The sequence below is a fragment of the Empedobacter sp. UBA1574 genome, from assembly GCF_002322895.1.
GTDB lineage: Bacteria > Bacteroidota > Bacteroidia > Flavobacteriales > Weeksellaceae > Empedobacter > Empedobacter falsenii_B.
In genome coordinates, this window is record NZ_DCOI01000023.1 from 1 (window position 1) to 26,628 (window position 26,628).

Below are 26,628 nucleotides of genomic sequence, written 5' to 3' on the forward strand. Positions count from 1 at the left end.
ACGAAGTCATGAAGTACGACAACAAATTATTGGAGAATATTCGGATCATATGACAACCAATACATACGTTTGGTACGAGAAAAATCGTAAAAATGCAGATGAGGTTCATTCGCATGACTATTTCCAATTGAATTATGTTGAAGAAGGTTACCAATATTTTTATATCGAACAAAAGATTTATTTAGTTCCTCAAAATCAAGTGATTTGGATTCCTGCAAATAAGCTACATCGTACAACTTCCGAGGCGAAAACGGTCAATCCAATGTTGATTTTATTTAAAGAAGTTTTTAAGGAAGATTTTTACAACGATATCCATGTTTTTGTTGCACCGCCGATTCTAAAGGAAATGATGTTATACGCTTCAAAATGGAATAAATTTTTGGTTGAAGAGGAGGAGCAAAAGATTTTCTTAAATTCGATGTTGTATAGTTTGCCTCATTTTTGCGATGAAAACCATAATCTAGAATTGCCAGTTCTTGTTGATAGACGTTTAATTCCTGTAAGTGAATATATTCATTCTCATTATACACAAATTTTAATCTAAATGAATTAGCAGATAAAGCGAATATGTCTGCTCGAAATTTGCAACGAATTTTCAAACAAGAAACAGGAATTACACTTCAAAAATATATGCAACTTGTCCGAATTCTAAGAAGTATTGAATTAATAGATACCAATAATTTTACATTGAGCGAAATCGCTTATAAAGTCGGTTACAAAAGTTTGTCTGCTTTTACAGCGTCTTATTTTGCTGTTACGAAAACAAAACCTAAACGAAAATAATTCGTTTTAATTTCGTTCAATTTTTACTTTCCTTAATTTAATTCTTTAACAATTAAATTGATTAATAATGTTTTAACATCTCATTCTTTTATCAGAATTAGAAGACGAAGCTCGATTTTTATCACTATTCAATAAATTAATTTAGAATAAATAAAAATAAATTAAAAAATTCGTTTACATTTGTCTTATTAATTATTAGACTAATTCTAAATAATAAAATTAAGGACAAATGAAGAGGCGCTTTTTTCTACTAAGCTTACTTACAACACTAATTCTACAGGCTCAAGAAATTAATTCGTTTCCAAAAGATTCGACGATTAATTTGGAACAAACCGTGATTTCTGGGCAATATAATGCGCAATCGGTCAAGAAATCTATTTACGAAGTAAAAGTGATTTCGCAAGAAATGATCGAGAGACAAGCAGGAAACACATTGGCAGATGTTTTAAATCAAACATTGAATATGAATATTATTCCGAGTTCTTCTACAGGAAAATCGACGGTGCAAATGTTTGGTTTGGATGCACAATATTTCAAAATTTTGGTGGACAATATTCCATTAGTTAACGACGAAGGTTTAGGGAATAATACCGATTTAACGCAGATTAACTTAGATGATATTCAACAAATAGAAATCGTAGAAGGTGCGATGGGAGTGGAATATGGAGCAAATTCTATTGCGGGAGTAATCAATATTATTACTAAAAAAGGAGGGAAGAATAAATTTGATATTTCTGCGACTTTGCAAGAGGAAACAATTGGAGATGAATACAATTGGAAAAATAAAGGAAGACATATACAATCCTTGAAAATCGGGCATAAATTTTCAGACAAAATCTACGCTAATTTAAGTTTTTCACGTAATGATTTTCAAGGATTTTTTGATGATAAAAAAGGAAAGAATTATCCTAATAATGACGGATTGAGAGGATACGAATGGTTGCCAAAAGAACAAAATGCAGCAAAGGCATTTGTTCAATATAAAAAAGACAATTATCGTTTGTTTTATAAATTCGAATATTTCAACGAAGAAACTAAGTATTACGATCCCAATCCAACTCTTGCACCGAATGCGCCAACTGCGACGGTAGATTATTTTGGAAAAGATAGAGTGTACACAACAGATCGTATTTACAATCACTTAAATGCTTCAGGACGATTTAGAAAAGCAATTAATTATGATGTTTCGTTTTCGTATCAAGAACAAAAAAGAAAATTGAAATCGTATAATTATGAAATTCTTGAAGGTGTTGAACATGATGTAAACAAATTCGAATATGAAAGTCGAAAAGTGTATTATTCGAAAGGGATGTTCAGCAATTTTATCAATAAAAATGATTATTTCGATTTTCAATTTGGTTATGAAATCGATCAAACAAAAGGTTTTGCTTCAACTTCGGCAGGAGAATTTTTCCAAAAACCTATAGAAAGAAAATTAGGAACGTATGATTTTTTTGCTTCTTCTGAAATTAATCTAAATGATAAACTTTCGTTTCGTCCAGGCGCTCGCGTGATGTTTTCGGAGCAATTTGATAAGCAGTATGTGATGAGTTTGAGTGCGAAATATCTATTTGGAAAACAATGGGAATTGCGCGCGATTGTTGGTACTTCACCACGTTTGCCAAATTATGAGGAAATGTATTCGTATTTCGTAGACGTCAATCATAATGTGCAAGGAAACGAAAATCTGAATCCAGAAAAAGGAGTTTCTGCTTTTGTTCACTTAAAAAAGAATTGGTATATCGGAGAAAATAATTCATTAGAGCAAAAAGTATCGTTGTGGAAAATTAATCTGAAAGATAAGATTGATTTGATTGTTGTCGAAGAATCTCCATTGAAATATCAATATCGTAATATTGATAATTACGATGTACAAGGTATTACGTATTTGAATCAATTCAAAGTCCATCAATTTTCGGGAGGAGTTGGTTTTACGTTGACAGGCATCAAGCAAGATATTGATGAAGCAGTTGCTGTAAATTCAGTTAAAAATAAATATTTCTATTCAACGCAAATCAATGCAAATGTTTCGTACACTTTGCCAAAAACCAATACAATTTTCTCACTTTTCTATAAATACAATGGAGCTCAAGAGCAATTTGTCTTGAAAAATAATCCGTCAAATACAAGTGAACAAATTTTAGTAAAAGGTAAACAAGAAGCTTTTAACTGGATAGATGCGTCAATAAGACAAAGTTTTTGGAACAAAAAACTTAGTTTAACAATTGGTGCAAGAAATCTTTTTGATGTAAAGTATTTGAACAGTTCATCTGGAAATGATGGTGCGCATAGCCAAGGTTCTACAAGTATTTTGTATGGATATGGACGTTCGTATTTTGCTAAACTTACCTTCAATTTAGGAATTAATTAATCAAAAAATCATGAAAAAAATATTTATATATATCCTATTGTTTAGTCTTTCTTTTTTGTGGTCATGTAATGATGAAAACAATCCAATTGGACAAGATTTTGTTGTTGCTTTTAAGGATGCAAGCATCGATTTTAGTAAGATTGATAATGAGAAAACAATAAATCTAATTTATTCTAAAGTTGCAGAACAAGATGGACAAATTCATATTAAAATAACCGAAGATAAAGCTACTTATAATGTTGATTATTCAACTTCTGTTGCAGTTACAAATCAAGAAATTATTATACCAATCAAAAAAGGTGAAACGTCAACAAGTTTTACGTTTAAGAATTTGATTTATCCATTTGATCGTTCTGATAAAACGATTCAGTTTGAAATTACAAAAATTGATTATCCATCAGCGATTATTCAAGGATATTCGTCAACAAAAATCTCTTTCGAAAATTCGATTGGAGGAACAATGGATGTGGAAATTGGCGGACCAAATGAGCAATATCAAGTTTATGTAGACTTAAGTAAAGGAACGCAAACAAAGGTAAAAAGAGATTCTTGGGATTTAGGGTTTTATAATGGAACAAATTTCCGCGTGATGTTAAATACTTCTATTTATATGGCGGTAAAAGCGTTGGACGAAACCGATTTGTCGAAAGTAACAAAAGCATCGGTTGGGAAATTAATCAACGAAGTTGCGGTAGGTACATTTACAGATTCGAACAAAGAATATGTTGACGATCCTGCTGGAGATATTTTGAAAACAGCGATTGGGGAAATTAAAGAGTCGGATAATCCAGTTTATTTACTGAATTTGGGTTACGAAGTGGGAACTTCAACGCCTGCGGTTGGTTCGGCAGCTGTTGCTGGAAATTCGCGCGGTTGGAAAAAAGTGAAATTCATCAAAAAAGACGAGCAATATGTGATGCAATATGCAGATTTGGATGATACGACTTACAAAGAAAAAGTAATTGCAAAAACGACAACGTACAATTTTGTTCACTTCAGTTTTACGACGAATGATCTTGTAAATGTTGAACCTTCAAAATTAGAATGGGATTTAAACTTTACAGTTTTTACTAATCTTATTACAGGAAATGGTTCGTATGGATATTTGGATTATGTGGTCAATAATTTGAAAGCGGGTGCAAAAGCCTATCGTGTAGATGTAACCAATGAAATTACCTACGAAAAATTTAATGAAACGATGATTGATGAAACAAAATTTTTAGACGATCAGCGTGCAATTGGTGATTCTTGGCGACAAGTTACTGCACCTCAAAAATTATTTTCGGATCGATTTTATATCATCAAAGATGCAGAAAATAATTATTACAAAATTAAAATGTTAGCTTTTCTGAATGCTTCTGGTGTGAGAGGTTATCCAAAATTTGAATATAAACTTATCAAATAAATTTATCATAAACATACTCATTATTAGTGGTTAGAATGCGTCAATCCGAGTCATACGGGTCAGAGTGTAATCTCTCGGATTGACTGTTCTAATTCTGATTAACAATTAAAAAATTATTATATCATGAAAAACAAATTTACACTTTTAGCATCAATCATTCTAACATCTGTTGTAATAAATGCTCAAACCATAAAAGGCGAAGTTACTATGGGTGCTGGTTATACAAATGATGTTTATTACGGATTGGCAGACCAATCGACGAATTCTGTAAATAGAAACGATTGGGAGATATCATTTTATCGAAAATCGAATATGTCTACAGGAATTAGAGTAAACGATGGCGCAGGGATAGAAGTTTACGAAGCGTCGAATGATGTCTCAAAATGGAATAGTATTGATGTTGCTAATTTATCTACGTGGACAGCTTTGTACAATTCGGACACAGATTGGCAAAAAGGCGCTTTCAATAATGGTTCTGCGACATATGGTTGGGGTAATTATAGTATTGCAAATCATTACGTAAATGGTTCAATCATTTTTGTATTGAAATATGCAACAGGAGAATATGTGAAATTGAAAATAGATAATTTTGCAGCTCCTTTAGGCGAATATAATTTTACGTATTCTAAATTGACAAATGGAACTTGGTCGGCTGATACAAAAGTAAATCTTGCGCATAAAACCAATCCAACAAATTTGTTCAATTATTATAGTTTATTGACTGATAAAGCAGTTACACCAGAGCCAGACCAAAGTAAATGGGATTTGAAATTTACAAAATATGTTACACCACTTACAACGAATGAGGGTGATGTTGTGATGTATACGGTAACGGGAGTTTTGCAAAGTGATTTGATCAAAGTGGCGAAAACAGAATCTGGAAATCCTACTGATGATATGGCTTATGTAGCAGATATTAATGCAGTTGGATATAATTGGAAAACCTTATCGGGTTGGTCTTATGTAGTGAATCCTACGAATCATTTTATCAAAAATACATCTACAAATCAGATTTATAAATTGGTTTTCAAAACGTTTGAAGGATCTTCTACAGGAAAAATAACATTCGATTACGAAAATGTAACAGCTAATTTAGGAACAACAGAATTAGCCAAAACGAAGTTTGATATTTATACCGCTTCTCAACCGAAAACAATTGGTTTGGTGTACAATTCGCAAGAAGCGAAATCGTCTCCATTAAATATTCAAATTTATGCGATAAATGGACAATTGGTGCATCAGGAAAGCTATCAACCAACTTCATCATTTACAAATAAAACAATACAATTAAGTAAACTTTCGGCTGGAATTTACATCGTAAAAATACAATCTGCCGATAAAGTTGAAACGAAAAAAATAGTTTTGAAATAAAGTTTTGAGTACTTTATTTGTCTCTTTGTGTGAGGTCGTCTGGAAAGACGACCTTTTTTATTAGAGTTGGATGTATATAACTTCGTAGGCATTCTTCCAAAGTAAGTCTGTTTATCCTTACCCGAGTCCTCGGTTTATTACAAACATAGTTGTTTTACTTTACCTGAGTCCTCGGTTTATTATAAACATAGTTGTTTTACCTTACCTGAGTCCTCGGTTTATTATAAACATAGTTGTTTTACTTTACCTGAGTCCTCGGTTTATTATAAACATAGTTGTTTTACCTTACCTGAGTCCTCGGTTTATTACAAACAGGTCTGTTTATCCTTACCCGAGTCCTCGGTTTATTATAAACACAGTTGTTTTATCTTACCCGAGTCCTTGGTTTATTATAAACAAGTCTGTTTTTAATTGTTTGTACATTGATAATTATAAAATCAACCTTTACTTTTTACTTTGTGGATATCTTATGATAGATACGCTACTATTTATACAAAGCATATCTATATAGAAAAAGGAAAATAATAAAAAACCCGATTAACATTTTCTATTAATCGGGTAAAATTTAGTGTGAAATATAAGATTTGGTTAGATTCTTCTTAATTCAATTCAGCAACAATTTCGCGCCATTGCTCCAATTCAGGAATACCTGGTTTTCTTTTCCCAAAGAATTGAACAATAATTTCTCCTTTATCGTTAAATACCTCAATCGCTGTTACGATACCGTCTTCAGTAGGTTTTCTAACAATCCAAGTCGAGGCAATTTTTGACATATCCAAGTGCATATTAAAATCTGGATCCAAAATATTGAACCAGTTTTCGTGCCACATCGTACGTTTAATTTCACCTGTATGAATCTGAATATTTCCTTTGTTTCCTGTGAAAACCATGATTGGTGTTTGCAATTCGGCAGATTTTTCTAAGAATTGAACAATTGCTTCATTTGAAATTTGTTTTGCATGATAATCTGTTGGAGCCAAACGCAATGCTTGTGTACGTGTAACGCCGAATTTGCGCAACATCATAAAGAAATTATGCGTGTCTTTCAACTCAACCCAAGCTTGTTGAAAACCTTCAACATCAATTTCGTTATCAGGCTTTTCTGTAACTTTATTTTCGATGATTTCTGTTGTAGGAATTGTTTGTTGGTCTTCGTTTTTGTATTTCTCAACCAATGCATCAAACGCTTCTACATTACTTTGCGGAACTAAATATATTTTGTGAATTGCTTCGCCATCTTTTCCGAAAAATTGTAAACTTTTGCGTTCTCCATGTTCAGATTTCTCTACAACTGCAAAAGCGGTTTTCCAGTGATTCAAGAAAATTCGCATATCAATATCTTCCCCAACAAAAAGTTGTGCGTGAGGTGAAGAAAAATCAGGATTTAGGTAAATACCTTTGCGTTCGTGTACACATTCGTTGTTGCGCGTCAAAGCCATCACTTTTCCAAGTGATTCTATTTCTTGTAAAATCGCAGCAAATTCAGGTTTTAATTTTGTGACATTATCGCCTAATTGTGTTGCTAAAAGTTCCATTTCGCTAACGCTAAGTTCTTTCGCTGCGTTACGTATTCTAATTTTAGGTTGATTTGCTTTCAAATCTTTCCATTGTTGTTTTAAATCTGTAAGTGTGTTCATTGTAATTGTTTTTTTACCGAATAAAATAAGTGGTTTTTGGTCGATTGGATTTTTACAAATGGTACAAGGAAATCTATAAATTTTGGAAATGATTTCTGGTTGGAAAACCTTTTCTGGACTATCTTGATAAACAATTTTTCCTTTGTTCATTAAGATCACTTCATCAGCAAACTGAGAAGCCAAATTAAGGTCGTGCATCACCAAAATTACTAGGTTTCCTTTTTGTTTAAAATCATTTAGAATTTCTAACAAATTAAATTGATGAGAAACGTCCAAATTATTCAAAGGTTCGTCTAATAATAGTAGTTTTTGATTGACTTCATTTTCCAATTGCACAAAAACGCGCGCCAAATGTACACGCTGTTTTTCGCCACCAGAAAGATGAATGTAATCCCTGTCTTTTAAATGATTGATATCGGTTTTGGTCATCCAATAATCAACTGAATTGATGTCTTGTTGTTGAGGTGAATTTTGGAAATATGGATAACGTCCCATCAATACAACTTCCTTCACTGTAAGCGGAATATCAGTTGGTTGATGTTGCGAAAACTTTGCTTTATGTTGCGGTAAATCTTCTTTTTTCCAATTTTTTAAGGCAATATCTTTTAGTCGAATTAGGTTAGCATTTGGTTCAATTTCATTTGCGATATAGCTTAGTAAAGATGACTTTCCTGCACCATTAGGTCCAACGATTGCAATCATTTTTCCTGCTTTTGCATCAAACGAAATCGTATCTAAAATCTTGAATGATTTGTGTTGATAATTAATATTTTCTACCGCTAACATTACAACGATTTTTTATAATTCATTAAAATTGAAATAAAAACTGGCGCGCCCATTAACGAAGTTAAAATACCGATTGGAATTTCGGATGGAGCAACCAATGTTCGACTGATTGTATCTGCAACAATGACTAAAATTGCACCTAAAAATGCAGATAAAGGAAGAATGATAACATAATTCGATTTGAAGATTAAACGTAAAATATACGGAACGATTAATCCTACAAATCCGATTGTTCCTGTAAAAGAAACAATTGTACCAACCAATAAAGCTGAAAAAACGATGATTTGTTTTTTTGTTTTCTCGACATTAATTCCCAAATGTTCAGCATCTTTTTCGCCCAACATCATCGCGTTTAATATTTTTCCTTTTCCAATTAAAAAGTAAAAACTGATGCTAATAACAATTCCTAAAATTAAGATTTTGTCCCAGTTAGCACTTGCAATGCTACCTAATGTCCAAAATGTTAGATTGCGTAATTCTTCTTCTGTAGATAGATATGTTAAAAGTCCTGTTGCAGAACCGCAAAGCGCAGAAATTGCAACACCAGCCAATAACAAAATGGTGATATTTGTTTTTTGATGATGCGAAGAAATTTTATACACAAAAACTGTGGAACACATAGCGCCGACAAATGCCATCAAACTAAGCAATGAGTAATGGATAATTTCTGGAACAAAATCTTTGATATATCCTCCCAAAACAATCGTAATTGCAGCAAATAAAATACTTCCTGATGTAATCCCAATCAAGTCTGGAGATGCCAATGGATTTTTGAAAATACCTTGTAGACAAGTTCCTGCAACTGCCAAACCAGCACCTACCAAAATAGACATAATAATACGTGGTAATCGTAAATCGAAAAGCACATAATAATCGCTGTCGTTGATAGCAGTTCTATTGGTAATCGCTTTATTGATGATGGATAGGATGGATTCGTTAAATTGATAAACACCCAAGAATAATGCAAGAATTGCAAGACCAAAGATGCTTAAACTTAACAAAGAAAGATGTATTCTGATTTGCGGATACATATTGTTTTAGACTTTTTTATTTTTGAAGTAATTGATTTAATTGCGCTGCTGCTTGCCCAACACGTGGTCCAAATCCAGAAACCAATTGACCATCCATCGCGATGATTTTTTTGTTTTTTCCTGCATTTGTAGAAGCTACACCTTCTAATTTTAATACGCCGTCAACGCCACCAATACTTTCTAAGCCTTTGTCAAACATCAAAATATAATCAGGATTTGATTTTACAACTGCTTCTGGTGTTAATGGTTTGAAATCTTCAAATTCTGTAATGGCATTTTGTCCACCAGCAATTCCAATAATTTTTTCCATTGGTGTGTTTGTTCCAGCAACCATCAAATTTCCTGCTCCACGAGCGTAAATGAACAATACTTTTGGTTTTGTAGCCAAAGGTTTTACAGCTTTTAAATCTGTATCAATTTTAGTAGTAATAGCATCAAAATCTTGTTTATTTAGAGAAGTTGCAACCGTTTTTACTAACTCTTTCGTTCCTTCAACTGAATAATCTTGTTTTACAATTTCAGTCTGAATTCCAGCATTTTTTAGTTGTGCAATTTGTTCTGGATTCAAGTCTTTATCCGTTGCATATACTTTTGTTGGTTTCAAAGCCAATAAAGCCTCGATTGACAAAGAACGAGTATGTCCCAAATCTGTCGCTTTTTCCTTTACAGAAGTAGGGTAAGTACTTGTTACATCAACACCAACAAGGTTATTTTCTTCTCCTAAATCAGCTAAAATTTCAGTAATCGCTCCATTTAAAGAAACAATTTTTTCTTTCGAAATAGTATTCTCTGTTTTTACTTCTTCAGTCGATTCATTTTTTGCTTCTTTATTCGTGCAGCTTGCTAATAGCGCTAAGATTGCAGTAGAAATAAATAGTTTTTTCATTATTATTTGTATTAAGTCTAAATTAAAATACAAATATTAGGAAAAAGATTTAGTTAGGCAATATTTATTTAGAATAATTTAAAATAAATATTGTGATTATAGATAACTGATTAATTGATAATGATTTTATTTGAAGGTTTGTTGCTAACAAAAAAAAGAATGTGATGTTGAAACGAGTTCAACATGGCGATGATTTGTTTTAAATAAATGAATATTTCCTCTCTTGAAAGGTGATAAGTGGAGCGTAAACAATAATTATTAAAGTACCTAAACTTTTAAAATTCCTCTAAAACAACGAGCTGCATAATAAGATTGTGCGCCGTTGTGATAAATAAAAACAGTTCCGTAACGATAATCGCCAAATATAGCACCGCCTAATTCTCTAATTTTTTCAGGTGTTTTTAACCAACTTGAGGTTTTTTGATCGACAATTTCTACAGCTTGCAAGAAACGATATTCTTCTTCGGTCAATAATTCAATTTTCATGCTTTTTGCAACATCTATCGCATTATTTTTTGGTTGATGTTCTTTGCGAGACGTCTGTCCTTCGTAATCATACGCCAAACTTCTACGCTCTTTCGGACTTTCTGCCGAACAATCTACAATATAATACTCGTCTGTTTTATCCTCATAAAAAATAACATCAGGTTCACCACCAGTGATTTCCATTTGATGCAAAGACCAAATTTTTTCAGGTTGATTAATGATTTTCTCTTCAATTTTTAGCCAATCCAAATCTTGATGTCTGTGCATATTTTTCTCAAAACGCTCTTTCAAAATTTGAATGCAGTTATTTTGTTCTGACGGAGTTAGTTCTTTTTGAGGCATTTATTTATTTTTTGATTTTTCTTGTAATATTTGAATGGCACCACTAGCCGAATTAAGAGATAATTGAACGTAAATATTATCTCCTTTCGCACTTCTAATGGCATAAACTCTTACAGGTTCGTTCCAATAATCAATAGAACCTTCTTCGCCTAAAGTTTTATCATTATTGTTAAGATAGTCAGTTTGTTCATTTGTCAACTTTCCATTAAAAATTAAAACACCACCAAGTTTTTTTATATTATCATCAAAGTTTTGAGTAATTTCTTCAACAGACCAATCTTTTGTATCATTATCTTTTTTGCTTAAAAATGCTTTAAAAGTTTTACCAGTTAATTTGACAAAATCATTTTTCTTACCAATAGGGAAATAGATTTCACCAGTTTCATTTTCTAATGGAGAGTTAGTAAATTTCACATTTTCAGGAATTCCAATATGTGGAAATTCTCCAAATTCACTGAAGTTTACATTAGAAACTGGAATGTTTTCTATATTAAATGAATCAGAATTATGATCTGTTTCATTTTTGACTTGTTTATTCGTATTTGTAATTTCTTCTTTTTTTGAACATGAAAAAATAGAACATAAACTTATTGTAAGAATAAATGTTAGAGTTTTGGTAGCTTTCATTTTAAGTGATTTTATTATTATCAAATATATTCAAAAAACAGATGATTTTGGTAATTCATTTATCAAGAATAGGTTAATGAAAAATGATTAATCTGAAAATTATATATATCATCTTCCAAATTGTATAATCTTTTGAAATGAAGTTGTACGAAATTTGTAACATAAGATTTTGTAAATTTAAGTGGATTAAATCGCTCAATTTCGAAGAATATATTATGGAAAATACAAGTAAATTATTTATAAAAAATATGGTTTGTCATCGCTGTAAAGTAGTGGTTGGACGAATTTTGAAGATGAATAACATCGAAACAAATCATATCGAATTGGGAGAAGTTGAATTGAAAAATCCGATTGATGCTGATCAATTAGAATTGGTTCGAAATGAATTGGAAGAAGTTGGTTTTGAATTAATCGATGATAAACGCAGTAAGTTGATTGAACAAATCAAAACATTGATTATTCAATTGGTTCATCAAGAAAATAACGAACTGAAAGTCAATTTATCTGATTATTTGAGCGAACAAACGAAGTTAGATTATAAATATATTTCGAATCTTTTTTCGGAAATGGAAGGGCAAACAATTGAGAAATATTTTATTCAACAAAAGATAGAAAAAGTCAAAGAATTAATGATTTATGATGAATTATCGTTGAGTGAAATAGCATTTCAATTGAATTATTCGAGTGTAGCACATCTTAGTGCACAATTCAAAAAAGTAACTGGTTTAACGCCTTCTGTTTTTAAACAATTGAGCAAACATACGCGTCGACCAATTGATAAAATCTAAATTAAAAATCATGAAAAAGTATAGTTTTTTAATCATCGGAAGTTTTCTTGCTTTTGCTGCAAATGCACAATTTAAAAATCAAGAAACCAAACAATTTCAAGTGAAAGGAAGTTGTGCAAATGCAAAAGAATTAATTGAAAAAGCAGGAAATCAACCTCGAATTTCGAAAGTAGATTTTGACACAACGACTCAAACAGCTTCGATTTCATATAATAAAGCAAAAACAAATTCGAACGAAATCTTGAAAAATATTGCGCTAGCAGGTTTTGATAACTCAGAGTATATGGCGCCTGATGAAGCTTATGCAAAATTGGAAAAAGATTGTCAATATTCTCGGGATAAAAAAATGTTGATGAACCATCAAGAAATGGATCATTCTACTCATAATCAAACTGAAGCTTCTCAACAAAAAAATCAATTGTCACAAGTTTTTGATACTTACTTTTCGTTGAAAGATGCTTTTGTAAAAGCAAATGAAAGTGAAATTTCGAAACAAATTACAGCATTTACTAAATCAATTTCTACTGTAGAAATGGGTAAACTTTCGCATGAATTGCATATGGTTTGGATGGAAGTTTTGAATGATTTAGAAACAACTTCGAAGCAATTATCGCAAGAAAAAAATATTGAAAAACAACGTACAACTTTTGCAAAATTATCAGCGCGAATGTACAAATTAGCTCAAAAAACAAATCTTGGATATACAGTTTATTATCAAAATTGTCCAATGTTTAACGGCGGTTCGAATTGGTTGAGTAAAGAATCAGATATTAAAAATCCTTTCTACGGAAATATGATGTTGACATGCGGAAGCACAGTTGAAACATTGAAATAATAATTAAAAAATAGAATGAAAATGAAGAATTTAAAGATAGTTTTAGGTGTTTCAATATTAAGTGTTTTTGCATTAATATCTTGTCAAAATAAAACAGAAGAACCAACAGTTACTGTTCATGAAGAACAGATGTCAGATATGATGCAACCTTCGCAAACAACGGCTTACAATGTTGGAGATAAGGTTCCGAATAAGCAAGTTTGTATGGTGAACAATGCATATATGGGCAAAGATCAGTTCGAAGTTCCTTATGATGGAAAAACCTATTATGGATGTTGTAAGATGTGTGTAGAAAGAATTCCGAATGATGAAACTGCGCGTAAAGCAAAAGATCCTTTTACAGGAAAAGAGATTGATAAAGCAAATGCGTATATCGTTTTGAAAGATCAGCAAGGAAATGTTGATTATTTCGAAAACGAGGAGAATTATAAGAAGTTTAGTCAGTTATAATAAATCATTCACATGAGGAAATTACTTTTTTTACTTTTAGTTCCTTCGACGATTGCTTTACAGGCTCAAAAACGTGTAGAATATGATTTATATGTACGTGATACTATTGTTAATTTTTCTGGAAAAGAGAAAAGAGCAATCTCAGTAAATGGTCAAATTCCGATGCCTACTTTAGAGTTTACGGAAGGCGATACAGCGGTAATTCGAGTACATAATAAATTGAATGAAGATACTTCGTTGCATTGGCACGGCGTGTGGTTGCCGAATAAGGAAGATGGAGTTCCGATGTTGACGCAGATGGGAATCAAACCTGGTGAAACGTACACGTATTCATTTCCGATTATTCAGAACGGAACGCATTGGTACCACAGTCATTCGGGGTATCAAGAACAAATCGGGATGTACGGTTCGATGATTTTGAAGAAACGCGAAAACGATCCAACTTTCCGAAAAGGAATTGATGATTTACCTACAATTCCTGTGATGTTGAGCGAATGGACTGATTTGAAACCTGAAAATATTCAGCGAATGTTGCACAATGCAAACGATTGGGCGGGAATCAAAAAAGGTTCTACGCAAAGTTATGCTGAAGCAATTCGTGAAGGTCATTTCAAAACAAAAATTACCAGCGAATGGAAACGTATGCTGGCAATGGATGTAAGCGATGTTTATTACGAAAAATTCTTGATAAATGCGCAGAATGAAAGTCAACTGAAACAATTCAAAGCTGGTGATAAAGTACGTTTACGAATTTCGAACGGTGGTGCATCCACTTATTTTTGGTTGCGTTATGCAGGTGGCAAAATTACGGTTGTAGCAAATGATGGAAATGACGTAGAACCTTTAGAGGTTGATCGTTTGATTATTGGCGTTTCCGAAACCTATGATGTGGTGGTGACGGTTCCTGAAGGTGGTTTGTCGTATGAATTTCAGGCAACTTCTGAGGATAGAACGGGTTCGGCTTCGTTGTTCATTGGTGAAGGAAAGAAACAATTGATGGAACCACTTCAGAAATTGAAGTATTTTGAAGGAATGAAGATGATGAACGACATGATGAATATGAACGGAACAATGAACGATATGGGAATGAAAATGAGCTTACAGCAAATGGACATGAACACTGTGATGTATCCTGAAATTTCTGGCGAAGCGAAAAAGAAATCTAAAAAATCAAAGAAAGATTCTGTTGAAAATCATTCAGAAATGGTTGAAATGGATCATTCTTCGCATGGAAATACATCCTCAAACATTACCACTTTAAATTATGGAATGCTGAAAGCGCCTGAAAACACAACACTTCCGAAAGATGCTCCAATAAAAGAAATGCGTTTCGAATTAACAGGAAATATGAATCGTTATGTGTGGAGTATGGATAACAAAGTGTTTTCGGAATCGGATAAAATTCTAGTGAAAAAAGGTGAAATTCTGCGTATTACCTTGTACAACAACTCGATGATGCGTCACCCGATGCATTTACATGGTTTCGATTTTCGTGTCATTAATAAAAATGGTGAATATTCTCCGTTGAAAAACGTGTTGGATATTATGCCAATGGAAACAAATGTCATCGAATTTGAGGCAAATACAGAAGGTGATTGGTTTTTCCATTGTCATATTTTGTATCACATGATGGGCGGAATGAACCGTGTTTTTGAGGTTGGAGATTATCAAAATCCTAATTTACCAAATAAAAAACATGCCTATAAAATGTTGCAAATGGAAAGTAACATGAAGCATGTTATGGTAGAAAATGATTTCGCTACAAATGGTTTAGATGGTATGTTGATGGTGCAAGATGCACGTTGGGCTTTTACTTCGGAGTGGGGAATTGGTTACAAACCAGAACACGGTTATGAAGTAGAAACACATTTGGGACGTTTTATTGATCGAAATCAATGGTTTCAAGTTTTTGTAGGTTTTGATTGGAATCAACACAAAATGTTAACAGACCACGGAATTGTAGAAAAGAATATTTTTGGTCAAAAAACAGATAGAAACAAAGGATTATTCAGTGCTGGTTTTGTGTATAAATTACCAATGTTAATTGATTTTCAGACCGAAATTTATCATACAGGAAAAGTTCGTTTGCAACTGATGAGAGAGGATATTCCAATTTCAAAACGAGTTCGCGCTGGTTTTATGTGGAATACAGATAAAGAATATATGGGCGAGTTGAGCTATATCTTGAACAGAAATATGCACATCAGAACTCATTACGATAGCGATATGGGATTCGGTGTAGGATTGAGGTTAGTTTATTAGAAATATAAATAGTATAAAACATAAAAAGCTTCGAGAATTTTCTTGAAGCTTTTTGTTTTTAGATGATGTTGAATGATTAATCCATCGCTTTCAGTTCATTTAAGAAATCAACAATATCTTGTCCAGAATAATTCGCCATTCCCATTGTTGTATGTGCAATATTTCCTTTCTTGTCTAAAATAACTGTTGTTGGTAACGAACCATTAAAAAACTCAGTAGGAATAGATGAATTTGGATAAACTACAGGCAACGATAAATTTTTACGTTCCATAAATTTTGCTACTTTATCACGTTTTCCTTCTACTTCAACCGTCAAAATAACGATTTCGTTATCATCTTTTACTTTATCATAAAGTTTTTGAATTGATGGCATTTCCGCGATACAAGGCGGACACCAAGTTGCCCAAAAATTCATGAAAACAACTTTACCTTTTAAATCCTCCATGTTGATTGCTTTTCCGTCAGCATACACCATTTCGAACGTATAATTTGCTTCAGATTTTGGTTGAGTTGTTGGTTCAATTTTTTCTAATTTCGGTTCAAATAAGCCTAATTTCATTAAACCTTGTTGCATCATTGCTTTAGCTTCTGGCACAAAAAGTAAGACCAAAGCCAGCGCACCTATGATAATTGTTGAATAATTTCTTTTTAACATTGCTATAAATTTGTTATTGTTTGTTCCCATTGTAATCCGCTTATATCGGTTAAAACTACTTTGTGAATTTTGTCTGAAATATCAAAATTCAGATTTGCTTTCGCTCCCAAAGGTAACACCAAACTGTGTTTGTGCGGTGTAACTTTTGATACATAATAATTCGAAATTTGTTGTTTGTCCAAATTAGATAACTCTTGCATATCCAAACTTTCAATTATTTCATTTTGATGATTATGAAAATCAATTTGGATTAAAAAAGAGCCATAAACATCAGCGCCTTCTATTCGCATTACATCAAATGAAACCTTGTTTTGATATTGTTTCAAATTAGATATTTCCACTTTTGGTTTGACAGATTTATTGTGTAAAGTCCCGTAAACTCCACCATGAAAAACCTGATTTGTAAACAAAGTAACGAATAAAATAAAAAAACTAAAACCTACAAAATAAGGTCTATACTTTTTGATTGAAATTGAATTCCAATTATTTTCTTGTTGAATAAATTGATTTTTATTGAAAAAATAATCCAACGAAATTTTTCCTGAACCAGCCTGAAATAGCGTAAAACCTCCAGCTAATCCTAAAACACCAATTTGCCATTCATCCAGACAAGTTGTACCAATCCAGCCGGAACCAAGTAAAATTCCTATTGCCAAAAAGAAAACGGCTATACTCATGATTCGTGTTTTGTAACCAAGCATTAAGAGTAAGCCTACAACGCCTTCTACAATGGTGAAAATCCACATATTCCAAAGCAACGCTTCAGGATTTTCGACTAAATATTGAATAAGTGGTTTGATGAAAAGGGCATTTGGTAAAAAATGATTGAATTTTTCGCCAATATAACCCGCAGCTTCTGGATCGAGTTTATTTTCTAAAATTAAACGCCTCCAAAAGGCAGAAAAGTACGTCCAACCAATGACTAAACGTAACGCCAATACAGCATTACCCATTGATAAAACAGATTTATTTTGCATGAATTTTTATATAAGTGATGGAATATTGTTGTCTAAATTAATTAAGGAAAATTAAGACATCAACGAATACTTCAATTGCTTATACAACAGATAAAAAGGTATTTTTGGTGATTGAATTTCATTCGAATCAATATCTTCTTCGATTAATGAAGAACGTGCTAACCCAATGAAATGAATAGATGAATCTGGTAAATCAAAATTCGGAACATCAAGATTTTTTGTCGATTTTTTAATCGTTTCAAACTTGACAACCGAACATGAATTCGAATGATTTTGATTAATTTTGACTTGAGAAGTTTTCGTTTGATGAACATTTTCTACGTCCAAAATCGTATGAATAGAAGCTTTAATGCTACATGGTGTAAGTAGCACAAAAATTGAAGAGATGATTAAAACGAAACTTCTAAAATTCATGGAACGAAACTAATCATTAATTTTCAATAAAAACCAATTCACAATTAAACTTTAAGAAATTATTAGAATTTCTATCTTTGTCTTGATGAAAGAAAAACCACTATTTTTTGTTTTAATAATTCTAACACTTTTACTTTTTGTTTTGAGTTTAAGTGTTGGAAAAGTCTCGATTTCTTTCATCGAAATTTTTAATGTGTTTTCTGGTCACTCAGACGAAATGTTGCATAATCTTGTTCTTAATTTTCGTTTACCAAAATCATTAACTGCTTTATTGGTCGGAATTTCGTTGCCAATTTCAGGTTTTTTAATGCAAGAATTATTCAAAAATCCGTTGGCAGAACCTTCTGTTTTGGGAATAACTTCGATGGCAAGTTTAGGCGTTGCGATTGTGATTTTTCTTTTTTCGATGATTGGTTTAGAAGAATTTCTTAATAATCCTTGGATTACAATTATAGCTTCATTTTTGGGCGCAATTGTTGCGTTGTTTTTGGTTATTTCATTATCATTTCGTGTCAAATCATCGGCATCTTTGGTGATTATAGGATTTATGATTGCAGGTTTAGCAGGCGCATTAATAGGCATGATGCAATATTTTGCTCCTTCCGATAAAATAAAAGCGTATTTAGTTTGGGGATTTGGCTCATTAAGCGGATTGTCTTGGGAACAATTAAGCGTTTTTGGTTTATTTGTTTTGAGTGGAATCATCATTTCATTATTTGCTTTACGTGGAATTACAGCCTTGTTATTGGGCGAAAAATATGCACAATCATTAGGAATTAATATCAAAAAATTACGTTTTACGATTTTAGTTTCGACAGCATTATTAACGGCGTCAGCTACGGCTTTTGCAGGACCAATTAGCTTTATAGGATTGGCAGTTCCACATATTTGCAGAACATTATTACGAACAGGTGATATGAAAATTTTGTACCGATGGATTTTCGTATCGGGTATATTTTTTATGCTGTTATTTTCGATTTTGACAGAAGTTTTTCCGTTTGGAACTTTACCGATTAATATTATTACAGCGTTGTTTGGTGCGCCAATTGTCATTAGTATTTTGTTGAATAATAAAAACGAAGTTCGATGAAAAATACCATTTTGAAATTAGAAAATGTTTCAGTTGGATATGGTTCTAAAGAAATTGTTTTAGCTATAAATGCGACTATAAATTCGAATGAATTAGTTGCTGTTTTAGGAAAAAATGGTGCAGGAAAATCAACGTTGATTAATTCAATTTTAGGCTTTCAGAAAACGTTGAATGGAGAAATTTATTTAGAAAATAATTCAATCAAAAAATTATCTTCTCAAGAAATAGCACAGCAAATTGCGGTTGTTTTACCACGTTTGTCAATTGTTCCAAAGATTAAAGTTTCGGAATTGGTTGCGATGGGACGTTTGCCTTATCACAAGGTTTTGAAAAAGATTTCTGAGGAAGAACAAAACTTAATTGATGAGGTATTAGAATTGGTCGGAATTACAAATTTAGCAAATCAATTTGCAAATGAAATTAGTGAAGGTCAATTGCAATTGGTGATGATTGCGCGTGCATTGTGTCAAGATGCGAAATTGGTGATTTTGGATGAACCGACTTCTAATTTAGATTTAGCGAATCAATATCGAATTTTCAATTTACTGAATGAATTAAAATCGAAAACGAATAAATCATTTCTAATGATCACACACGAAGTTGATTTTGCTTTAGAGAAAGCGGATAAAATTTGGTGGATTGAAAATGGAAATCTTTTCGAAAATATTCCAGAACAAATGGCTTTTGAACATCAAATTATTCAGAAGTTATCCAATCAAAACCTGATATATGATGAAAAAAATAATCGCTTTTCGACACAAAAATCATTTTCTAAAACGATTGGTGTAAAAGGAAATTCGGAATTGGCTTTTTGGGTAAAAAATGCCTTAATTCGGAATGGAATTTCTGTTGAAAATAATGCGGAAAATCATATTGAAATCACAGAAAATAACATCATCTTTGAAGGAATAAAGTTTGAAACGATAGAAGAAATTGTAAATTTTGTACAACACTATGAAAAATATAATTGTAACGGGAGCGAGTAGAGGAATTGGTTTTGAATTGACAAAACAACATTTGGAATTAGGAAACCGAGTGTTGACAGTCTCTCGAAATGTAGATAAATTGAAGGAATTAACGGCGTTTGCAAAAGAAAATCAATATCAGTTTATCGATGTTGATTTGTCTAATTTTGATGAGATTTCAGAAGTTTTGAAAGCTGTGGAATCTTGGAATAAAGTAGATGTTTTGTACAATAATGCAGGAGTTTGTATCAACAAACCATTTATAGAAATTCAACAAGAGGATTTGTTAACTTCTTGGCAGATTAATTTTATGGCACCTTATCGCTTGATACAAGTTTTGATGCCAAAATTTGATACATCTTCTCATGTAGTTAATATTTCGACAATGGGAGCTGTACAAGGTTCAGTGAAATTTCCTGGTTTGTCTGTTTATTCGTCTTCAAAATCTGCAACGGTTAATTTGACTGAATTGTTAGCAGAGGAGTTGAATGAACTTGGACCAAGAATAAATGCAGTAGCTTTGGGAGCGGTACAAACAGAAATGTTAGAAGAAGCGTTTCCGGGATATATTGCGCCTTTACAACCAGATGAAATGGCCGAATATTTGGTAGATTTTGGATTGAATGGTTGGAAATATTTCAACGGAAAAATTCAACAAGCTTCTATTTCTACACCTTAAGAAAAATAGACTTTAGATAAATTGTAAAAGTCGCTCTTGTGCGACTTTTTTTATATCTTGTAATAAATTAACATTTTATGAGATATTTAATCGCGATGATAGCTTTAATAGCTACGGTTTTTAGCTGCAAAAAACCTTCTAATTATTTAGTCAAATATAATTTCAATTTTATTCCAGATTCTTTAAATAAGTCAGATATAAAAGTTGATGAAATGATTCTCCATACAAATAAGTTGGGCTATACATTTTTATCTAATGATTTGTTTATTGCTGATACAACAGATGGAAATATTGCAGATTTAATTAAAAATAAGATTAGTATAAATGATCTTTTGCAGATGAAAACGTCTCCAAATAATGATTTGAGATTATATTTTAGAAATGATTCTAATCTTTATTATATCAAATCTTCGGTTAATCGTCTAAATTATAGTTTTGAAGACAATGTACCAGAAATTTCATGGAAATTATTAAATGAAGAAAAGAAAATCAATAATTATAAAGTAAAAAAAGCTACAACAAATTTATTTGATAGAACTTGGGAAGCTTGGTATACAGAAGATATTCCTGTGTCTTATGGGCCTTACAAATTTCATGGATTACCAGGTTTAATTTTGGATATAAAAGATTCTAAAGGTTACTTTCATTTTGAGCCAATTAGTATAAAAGAAAACGAAGATGATGTTGAATATCCGATTTATAAGGATTTTAATAAGATTAATTCGCAAAAATCTGAATTTGTAAAATATATCAAAGATTATAAAGAAAATCCAGAAGTTATCACTGCAAAAACGGGAGAAAATGCAAAGATTGATCAAGAAAAAAAACTTAAAAAGAAAGAAGAATTAAAGAAACTTAATAACTCTATCGAGAGAGATTTACAGTTTAATATTAAATAATTTTAGCTTGATAGAACTCGTTTTTCTAAAATTTATTTCAACGGAAAAATTCAACAAGCTTCTATTTCTACACCTTAAGAAAAATAGAATTTAGATAAATTGTAAAAGTCGCTCTTGTGCGACTTTTTTTATTGATTCAAAACTCGTTTTCTAAAAATATATATCAACGGAAAACTGCGTAAAAACATCCAAATGCCAAATGCAATCCAAATTCCATAAATACTTAAACCAAAGTAATCTGCAAGATAAATGGTTGGTAGAAAACCAAGAAATGTTGCGACAATTAAGTTGTTTCGCAAGAGTTTTGCATCGCCCATTCCTTTGAAAAAACCATCAAAAATATAAGCCAATGTGTTGATTGGTTGCATTAATAAAACCATCCAAAATACAGAGTTGAAAATAGTCAAAACATTCGGGTCTTGATTGAAAATTTGCCCAATTTGATTGTAAAAAATGAAACAAATAGTAATTAAAATACACGCAATTAAAACAGAATATTTGGAAATATCTTTGCTTAAAATCCAAAGTTTAGGATAATTTCGTTCGCCTTGTAATCGTCCTGCCATAGCATTTCCTGCACCTGCATAACCATCAATAAAAAATGAAAAGAATAACCAAATATTCATCAAAATACTTTGCGCGGCGATATAATCTTTTCCATAATCGGTGGCGTAAGAATTGGCAAGAAAAAATGCAACATTCAACGAAGCTGTTCGTAAAATAAAATTGAAACTTAAGTTGACATATTTCTTAAAAAGTGGATGAATGGTTTTTCCTGGATTTAACCCAAATGAAGTTTTCGTGAAATAGTAGTAAAACGCCATAATTACCATTATCAATTGTGCAATAAGACTTGCATAGGCAGCGCCTTTGATATGATAAGCAGGAATTATTCCATTTACTCCAAAAATTAAAATATAGTCTAAAAACACATGAACAAAAGCAGCTGTTAAACTACATTTCATTGCCCAAACGGTGTTTTGCATTCCTCTAAATGCTCCAAAAAGAGTGAGCGAAATAAGTGTTAATGGAAAACCAAATGCTCTGATTTTGTAATAATCGACCGAAAATTGAAGAACCAAATCTTTTGCATTGTATAGTTCGAATAGATTTTGTGCAAAAAAATACGTTGGTATAAAGATAAGTAAACTCAAAAATAGATTGAAATACAACGCTTGCGGAACTAAAGTTTTGAGACTTTCCAATTTATTTGCTCCAAAACTTTGCGAAACCAAAGACGAAATAGAGGTTTTGGTTTGGGCAACAATCCAGATAATTCCTGAAAGAAAAGAACCAACTAAACCAGTCGCAGCAAGTGCTTCGACCGAATATTCTTTTACATTACCCACCATCGCAATATCGGTTAAGGTAATAAGAGATTCGGCAATCCCCGAAAAAATAGTAGGAATCGCTAATTGATTAATTTGTTTGAAGGTAATTCTATCCAAAACCAAACTCATTACGAAAAATTATTTTTTTACGCGTTTGTATGGTGGTTTGTTTTTGATGATTTGACTCAACATAAATAAGGTAGTTCCGACCAATGTGAAATAACCCAAAAGTGGTAAGCCTGGAATATGATAATCGTTGTATTTGAACATGAAAATACACGCTAAATATCCAGCGAAAATCAAATAATAAATTACTTTTTTGAATGATCCGTATGTAAATTTTCCTCGAATATATTCAATCAAATTCAACAGAATTAAGAAGAAATAAAAACCGAAAAAGATATAGCGTAATGGATTAATCGGGCGATCGGTTGTTCTTATATTCACCATTAAATTGTAATTGTAAACACCGTTATAAATTAATAACAATAAGATAATAACGATAATTATACGAAGTATTTTCATAAAGTATTTTTGCATTAAAAAAGCTGTCGAAACAGCTTTTTGATTTTATTTTACAGGTTTGAAATCTAATGAAAGCGAATTCACACAATAACGTAAACCAGTTTCTGTAGGTCCATCATCAAAAACGTGTCCCAAGTGGCTTCCACAATTTCCGCAAAGAATTTCTGTTCTTTTCATTCCGTGCGAAGTGTCTACGCGTTCTACGATTTTACCTTCTTTAATTTCTTTGTCAAAGCTTGGCCAACCACAATGTCCATCAAACTTAGAAGAAGAAGAAAACAATTCTTCTCCACACGCATTACATGTATAAATTCCGTTCTCGAAATGCATGTTAAATTTTCCTGTAAAAGGACGTTCTGTTCCAGCTTCTCTTAAAACATAATACTCTTCAGAAGAAAGTTCTTTTTTCCATTCTTCGTCTGATTTATTGATATTGAATTGAGGTTTTTCGTTCATCGTAACGGTGTTTGAAGGTTGTTCTACTTTAGCATCTTCTTTCTTTTGTTGAGATGTACAAGAAACCATAAGGCTCAATATTAATCCAACAACAAAAAAAGAAGTATATTTTTTTAGGCAATCCATTGATTATATTTTTCAAAAGCTTGTCTGATTTCTTCTTCAGTACAAACTACATCATAACGACAATTTCCAATCTTGTTGATCAAACTAAAGTTGATTGAATTGTTTTGATTTTTTTTGTCGTGTTTCATCCATTCCATTAAGTTCGGAAAAATTTTCATATCAATTGTATTTAATGCATACATTGACGAAAAACTTTCGCAAACTTCCTCCACATCAGCTTTAGAAATTAATTCTTGATCATAACTAAGGAATGTCTCAATAATCATTCCGATTACAATTGCTTCTCCATGTAAAAGCGGAAAATCAGTTTCTAAGGATTCACTTTCTATAGCATGACCTATTGTATGACCAAAATTTAAAATTTTGCGTTCACCTTTTTCATATGGATCATTGTCAACCACATTTTCTTTGATATGAATAGAATCCATGATAAATGGTGCCAAAGATTCGGCATCGTGCGAAGGTAATTGAACCAAATTATCCCAATGATCACGGTTCTTGATTAAACCATGTTTTAACATTTCGGCTAAGCCAGATTTTACTTGACGTTGCTCTAATGTCAACAAAAATTTAGGATCAACTAACACCATTTCTGGCTGTGTAAATGTCCCAATCATGTTTTTCATTCCTTCCAAATCAATTCCATTTTTTCCACCAGCAGAAGCATCAACTTGCGATAATAACGTAGTTGGAATGTTGATGAATTTGATTCCACGCTTGAAAGTAGAAGCCATAAAACCTCCCATATCGGTTAAAACTCCACCACCAACATTAATAACTAATGAATGACGATCTGCACCCAACTCGCTTAATGCTAACCAAAGATTAGTTACAGTATCGATGTTTTTATTTTCTTCTCCAGAGTCAATTTCAAGGATTTCGTAAGCAGAAATATTGTCCAAATCGGCTAATAATAGCGGTAAACAATGCACATGAGTGTTCTCATCTACCAAAAAGAAGATAGAAGAAAAAGTGTTATTTGCAAGGTAATCGTCTAATATATATGCGATTGAACCAAAATGAATCGGAGCTGATTTCAAAATGAAAAATGTTTTTAAAATGTGCCTAAAATTACGACGACCTTTTTACATCAACCAAATATTTTGAATGATTTATTTTAGGAGGGCTGTCGATAGAATCTATATTGATATTATCGACTTATAAAATAATTATTTTTAAATTTGCACAAATTCATAGATCAATGAACATAGTTCTTTTTGATGGCGAAGAATGGGAAGATTTTTTGCCCCTAACATTTACAAGACCTGTAGCTGCCCTAAGAATGGGGATATTGAGTTTTGCAGAACGTTGGGAAAAAATACTAAATACAGAGGTTTCTTATCAAACGAAACCTTATTTGCAAGAAAAATTTCCTGCTAAACTTCAAACAGAAAATACATTTATCAACCCAACTTTTTTTCCGAATGAAAAATTAATTGAAGCGATAAAGAATTTAAAACCAAACCAAACCCTAATTTTTGACAATCAACTTGTAGCAGTTAAATCAACTGAAGAAACTCCAAAAATCACATCAGATATTATTCAATTTGAAGATGAAGTAATTCATCTACAACATTCTTGGGATCTGTTTACTTACAATTTCCAGGCAATTGAATTTGATTTTGATTTGGTGACAAAAGGAAGAACTTCTCAATCAATATCTACAACCAACCAAGTTTTAGCTCCTGAAAAAATATTTATTGAAGAAGGTGCGAAAGTTGAATTTTCTATTTTGAATGCATCAGAAGGTCCAATTTATATTGGAAAAGATGCCGAAATTATGGAAGGTTCTATGATTCGTGGCGGATTAGCTTTATGCGAGCATGCAAAAATAAATATGGGTGCAAAAATATATGCTGGTTGTACGATTGGTCCTTTTTGTAAAGTTGGTGGTGAATTAAATAATTCAATCCTAATAGCATATTCAAATAAAGGACATGATGGGTTTTTAGGGAATTCTGTAATTGGAGAATGGTGCAATTTAGGCGCGGATACAAATAACTCAAACTTGAAAAATAATTATGCAGAAGTAAAGTTATGGAGTTATAACCAAAAAAGATTTGTAAAAACAGGTTTGCAATTTTGTGGTTTAATAATGGGCGATTATGCTAAATCTGCAATCAATACACAATTTAATACTGGTACAGTTGTTGGAGTTTGTGCGAACGTTTTTCAATCAGGTTTTCCACCAAATATGATTAAACATTATAGTTGGGGTGGACAATCAGACGCTCCTGTTTTTAATTTTGATAAAGCTTGTGAAGCTGCAGAAAAAATGATGGAAAGAAGAAAAATTGCTTTTACACTTGCTGATAAAAGAATTTTAGAACATATTTTTAATTTAAATAATAACTAATTTAATAACGAGTAAATCATAAGAATTTAAGTTTAAAATTGTAATATGATTAATTTTACGTGTTAATCTTTTAACAATTAATTAAAAAATCCTTA

General features: G+C 31.9%; 26 protein-coding genes and 1 pseudogene. 14 read left to right on the forward strand and 13 right to left on the reverse strand.

The features are described from left to right. From B3578_RS06450 to B3578_RS06470, 5 genes are all read left to right on the forward strand, one after another. The coding region (locus tag B3578_RS06450) for an AraC family ligand binding domain-containing protein (RefSeq protein WP_291047434.1) at positions 1-544 on the forward strand (544 nt) is incomplete at its 5' end. A 23-nt stretch (positions 545-567) separates the two neighbouring features. Further along, a complete protein-coding gene (locus B3578_RS06455) occupies positions 568-783 on the forward strand; it encodes a helix-turn-helix domain-containing protein (protein WP_286496083.1) in 216 nt (71 codons plus the stop codon). Positions 784-1,012: 229 nt separating this feature from the next. Next, positions 1,013-3,154 (forward strand): TonB-dependent receptor plug domain-containing protein, encoded by a 2,142-nt coding sequence (locus B3578_RS06460; RefSeq protein ID WP_219034425.1) that lies wholly within the window; start codon positions 1,013-1,015, stop codon positions 3,152-3,154. A gap of 10 nt (positions 3,155-3,164) precedes the next feature. Beyond that, entirely contained in the window at positions 3,165-4,559 is a 1,395-nt protein-coding gene (locus B3578_RS06465) for an HmuY family protein (protein ID WP_291047437.1), read from the forward strand. A gap of 123 nt (positions 4,560-4,682) precedes the next feature. Next, on the forward strand, positions 4,683-5,930 hold the full coding sequence (locus tag B3578_RS06470; RefSeq protein WP_286496081.1) for a T9SS type A sorting domain-containing protein: 1,248 nt from the start codon (positions 4,683-4,685) through the stop codon (positions 5,928-5,930). 599 nt (positions 5,931-6,529) lie between these two features. Here the strand turns inward: B3578_RS06470 and B3578_RS06475 are convergent. The 6 genes and pseudogenes from B3578_RS06475 to B3578_RS06500 all read right to left on the reverse strand — a co-directional run bounded on the left by B3578_RS06475 (position 6,530) and on the right by B3578_RS06500 (position 11,725). Further along, on the reverse strand, positions 6,530-7,567 hold the full coding sequence (locus B3578_RS06475) for a hemin-degrading factor (protein ID WP_291047502.1): 1,038 nt from the start codon (positions 7,565-7,567) through the stop codon (positions 6,530-6,532). Positions 7,568-7,648: 81 nt separating this feature from the next. Continuing rightward, positions 7,649-8,353: pseudogene (locus B3578_RS06480) on the reverse strand (heme ABC transporter ATP-binding protein); the annotation flags it as partial. Next, complete coding sequence (locus B3578_RS06485; protein WP_219034428.1) at positions 8,353-9,384, reverse strand: FecCD family ABC transporter permease; 1,032 nt, start codon at positions 9,382-9,384, stop codon at positions 8,353-8,355. The pseudogene B3578_RS06480 and the gene B3578_RS06485, both read right to left, overlap by 1 nt. A 16-nt stretch (positions 9,385-9,400) precedes the next feature. After that, entirely contained in the window at positions 9,401-10,270 is an 870-nt protein-coding gene (locus B3578_RS06490) for a heme/hemin ABC transporter substrate-binding protein (RefSeq protein ID WP_219034429.1), read from the reverse strand. A gap of 267 nt (positions 10,271-10,537) precedes the next feature. Continuing rightward, the gene (locus tag B3578_RS06495; RefSeq protein ID WP_219034430.1) at positions 10,538-11,098 is read right to left on the reverse strand and encodes a DUF4256 domain-containing protein; all 561 of its coding nucleotides are present in this window, start codon (positions 11,096-11,098) and stop codon (positions 10,538-10,540) included. Beyond that, positions 11,099-11,725 carry a hypothetical protein gene (locus B3578_RS06500; protein ID WP_219034431.1) on the reverse strand — a complete coding sequence of 209 codons (627 nt, stop codon included), beginning with the start codon at positions 11,723-11,725 and terminating at the stop codon, positions 11,099-11,101. It lies immediately after the preceding gene. A gap of 215 nt (positions 11,726-11,940) precedes the next feature. Between B3578_RS06500 and B3578_RS06505 the strand changes: the two genes are divergently transcribed. The 4 genes from B3578_RS06505 to B3578_RS06520 are packed head-to-tail and all read left to right on the forward strand — an operon-like array spanning position 11,941 to position 16,060. After that, entirely contained in the window at positions 11,941-12,513 is a 573-nt protein-coding gene (locus B3578_RS06505; RefSeq protein WP_180906139.1) for a helix-turn-helix domain-containing protein, read from the forward strand. A gap of 10 nt (positions 12,514-12,523) precedes the next feature. Further along, positions 12,524-13,348 carry a DUF3347 domain-containing protein gene (locus tag B3578_RS06510; RefSeq protein ID WP_286496079.1) on the forward strand — a complete coding sequence of 275 codons (825 nt, stop codon included), beginning with the start codon at positions 12,524-12,526 and terminating at the stop codon, positions 13,346-13,348. A gap of 21 nt (positions 13,349-13,369) precedes the next feature. Continuing rightward, on the forward strand, positions 13,370-13,798 hold the full coding sequence (locus B3578_RS06515; RefSeq protein ID WP_371875732.1) for a hypothetical protein: 429 nt from the start codon (positions 13,370-13,372) through the stop codon (positions 13,796-13,798). A 12-nt stretch (positions 13,799-13,810) separates the two neighbouring features. Then, entirely contained in the window at positions 13,811-16,060 is a 2,250-nt protein-coding gene (locus tag B3578_RS06520; RefSeq protein WP_286496078.1) for a multicopper oxidase domain-containing protein, read from the forward strand. A gap of 76 nt (positions 16,061-16,136) precedes the next feature. Here the strand turns inward: B3578_RS06520 and B3578_RS06525 are convergent, their stop codons facing one another. The 3 genes from B3578_RS06525 to B3578_RS06535 are packed head-to-tail and all read right to left on the reverse strand — an operon-like array spanning position 16,137 to position 18,106. Beyond that, positions 16,137-16,715 (reverse strand): TlpA family protein disulfide reductase, encoded by a 579-nt coding sequence (locus B3578_RS06525; RefSeq protein WP_291047441.1) that lies wholly within the window; start codon positions 16,713-16,715, stop codon positions 16,137-16,139. A gap of 2 nt (positions 16,716-16,717) precedes the next feature. After that, entirely contained in the window at positions 16,718-17,692 is a 975-nt protein-coding gene (locus tag B3578_RS06530; protein ID WP_291047443.1) for a TQO small subunit DoxD, read from the reverse strand. 51 nt (positions 17,693-17,743) lie between these two features. After that, positions 17,744-18,106, reverse strand: a complete 363-nt coding sequence (locus B3578_RS06535) for a hypothetical protein (protein WP_180906144.1) — start codon at positions 18,104-18,106, stop codon at positions 17,744-17,746. Between the two features lie 85 nt (positions 18,107-18,191). Here B3578_RS06535 and B3578_RS06540 point away from each other — a divergent pair, with 85 nt between their 5' ends. The 4 genes from B3578_RS06540 (at position 18,192) to B3578_RS06555 (ending at position 21,739) form a co-directional block, all read left to right on the forward strand. Beyond that, a complete protein-coding gene (locus B3578_RS06540; protein ID WP_291047445.1) occupies positions 18,192-19,196 on the forward strand; it encodes a FecCD family ABC transporter permease in 1,005 nt (334 codons plus the stop codon). Beyond that, on the forward strand, positions 19,193-20,182 hold the full coding sequence (locus B3578_RS06545; RefSeq protein WP_291047447.1) for an ABC transporter ATP-binding protein: 990 nt from the start codon (positions 19,193-19,195) through the stop codon (positions 20,180-20,182). Before B3578_RS06540 ends, B3578_RS06545 begins: the two co-directional genes overlap by 4 nt. Next, positions 20,151-20,840 carry an SDR family NAD(P)-dependent oxidoreductase gene (locus B3578_RS06550; protein WP_291047449.1) on the forward strand — a complete coding sequence of 230 codons (690 nt, stop codon included), beginning with the start codon at positions 20,151-20,153 and terminating at the stop codon, positions 20,838-20,840. Before B3578_RS06545 ends, B3578_RS06550 begins: the two co-directional genes overlap by 32 nt. A gap of 77 nt (positions 20,841-20,917) precedes the next feature. Further along, positions 20,918-21,739, forward strand: a complete 822-nt coding sequence (locus B3578_RS06555; RefSeq protein ID WP_291047451.1) for a GLPGLI family protein — start codon at positions 20,918-20,920, stop codon at positions 21,737-21,739. A gap of 128 nt (positions 21,740-21,867) precedes the next feature. Here the strand turns inward: B3578_RS06555 and B3578_RS06560 are convergent, their stop codons facing one another. From B3578_RS06560 to aroB, 4 genes are read right to left on the reverse strand one after another with little or no spacing between them, the layout of a single operon-like run. Then, the gene (locus tag B3578_RS06560; RefSeq protein WP_291047454.1) at positions 21,868-23,199 is read right to left on the reverse strand and encodes an MATE family efflux transporter; all 1,332 of its coding nucleotides are present in this window, start codon (positions 23,197-23,199) and stop codon (positions 21,868-21,870) included. Between the two features lie 9 nt (positions 23,200-23,208). Then, complete coding sequence (locus tag B3578_RS06565; RefSeq protein WP_291047456.1) at positions 23,209-23,595, reverse strand: hypothetical protein; 387 nt, start codon at positions 23,593-23,595, stop codon at positions 23,209-23,211. 45 nt (positions 23,596-23,640) lie between these two features. After that, the gene (msrB, locus tag B3578_RS06570) at positions 23,641-24,177 is read right to left on the reverse strand and encodes a peptide-methionine (R)-S-oxide reductase MsrB (protein ID WP_409410639.1); all 537 of its coding nucleotides are present in this window, start codon (positions 24,175-24,177) and stop codon (positions 23,641-23,643) included. Then, positions 24,165-25,217 carry a 3-dehydroquinate synthase gene (gene aroB / locus B3578_RS06575; protein ID WP_114999381.1) on the reverse strand — a complete coding sequence of 351 codons (1,053 nt, stop codon included), beginning with the start codon at positions 25,215-25,217 and terminating at the stop codon, positions 24,165-24,167. Before aroB ends, msrB begins: the two co-directional genes overlap by 13 nt. A 161-nt stretch (positions 25,218-25,378) precedes the next feature. Here aroB and B3578_RS06580 point away from each other — a divergent pair, with 161 nt between their 5' ends. Continuing rightward, the gene (locus B3578_RS06580; RefSeq protein WP_038336997.1) at positions 25,379-26,533 is read left to right on the forward strand and encodes a GlmU family protein; all 1,155 of its coding nucleotides are present in this window, start codon (positions 25,379-25,381) and stop codon (positions 26,531-26,533) included. Positions 26,534-26,628 lie beyond the last annotated feature (95 nt).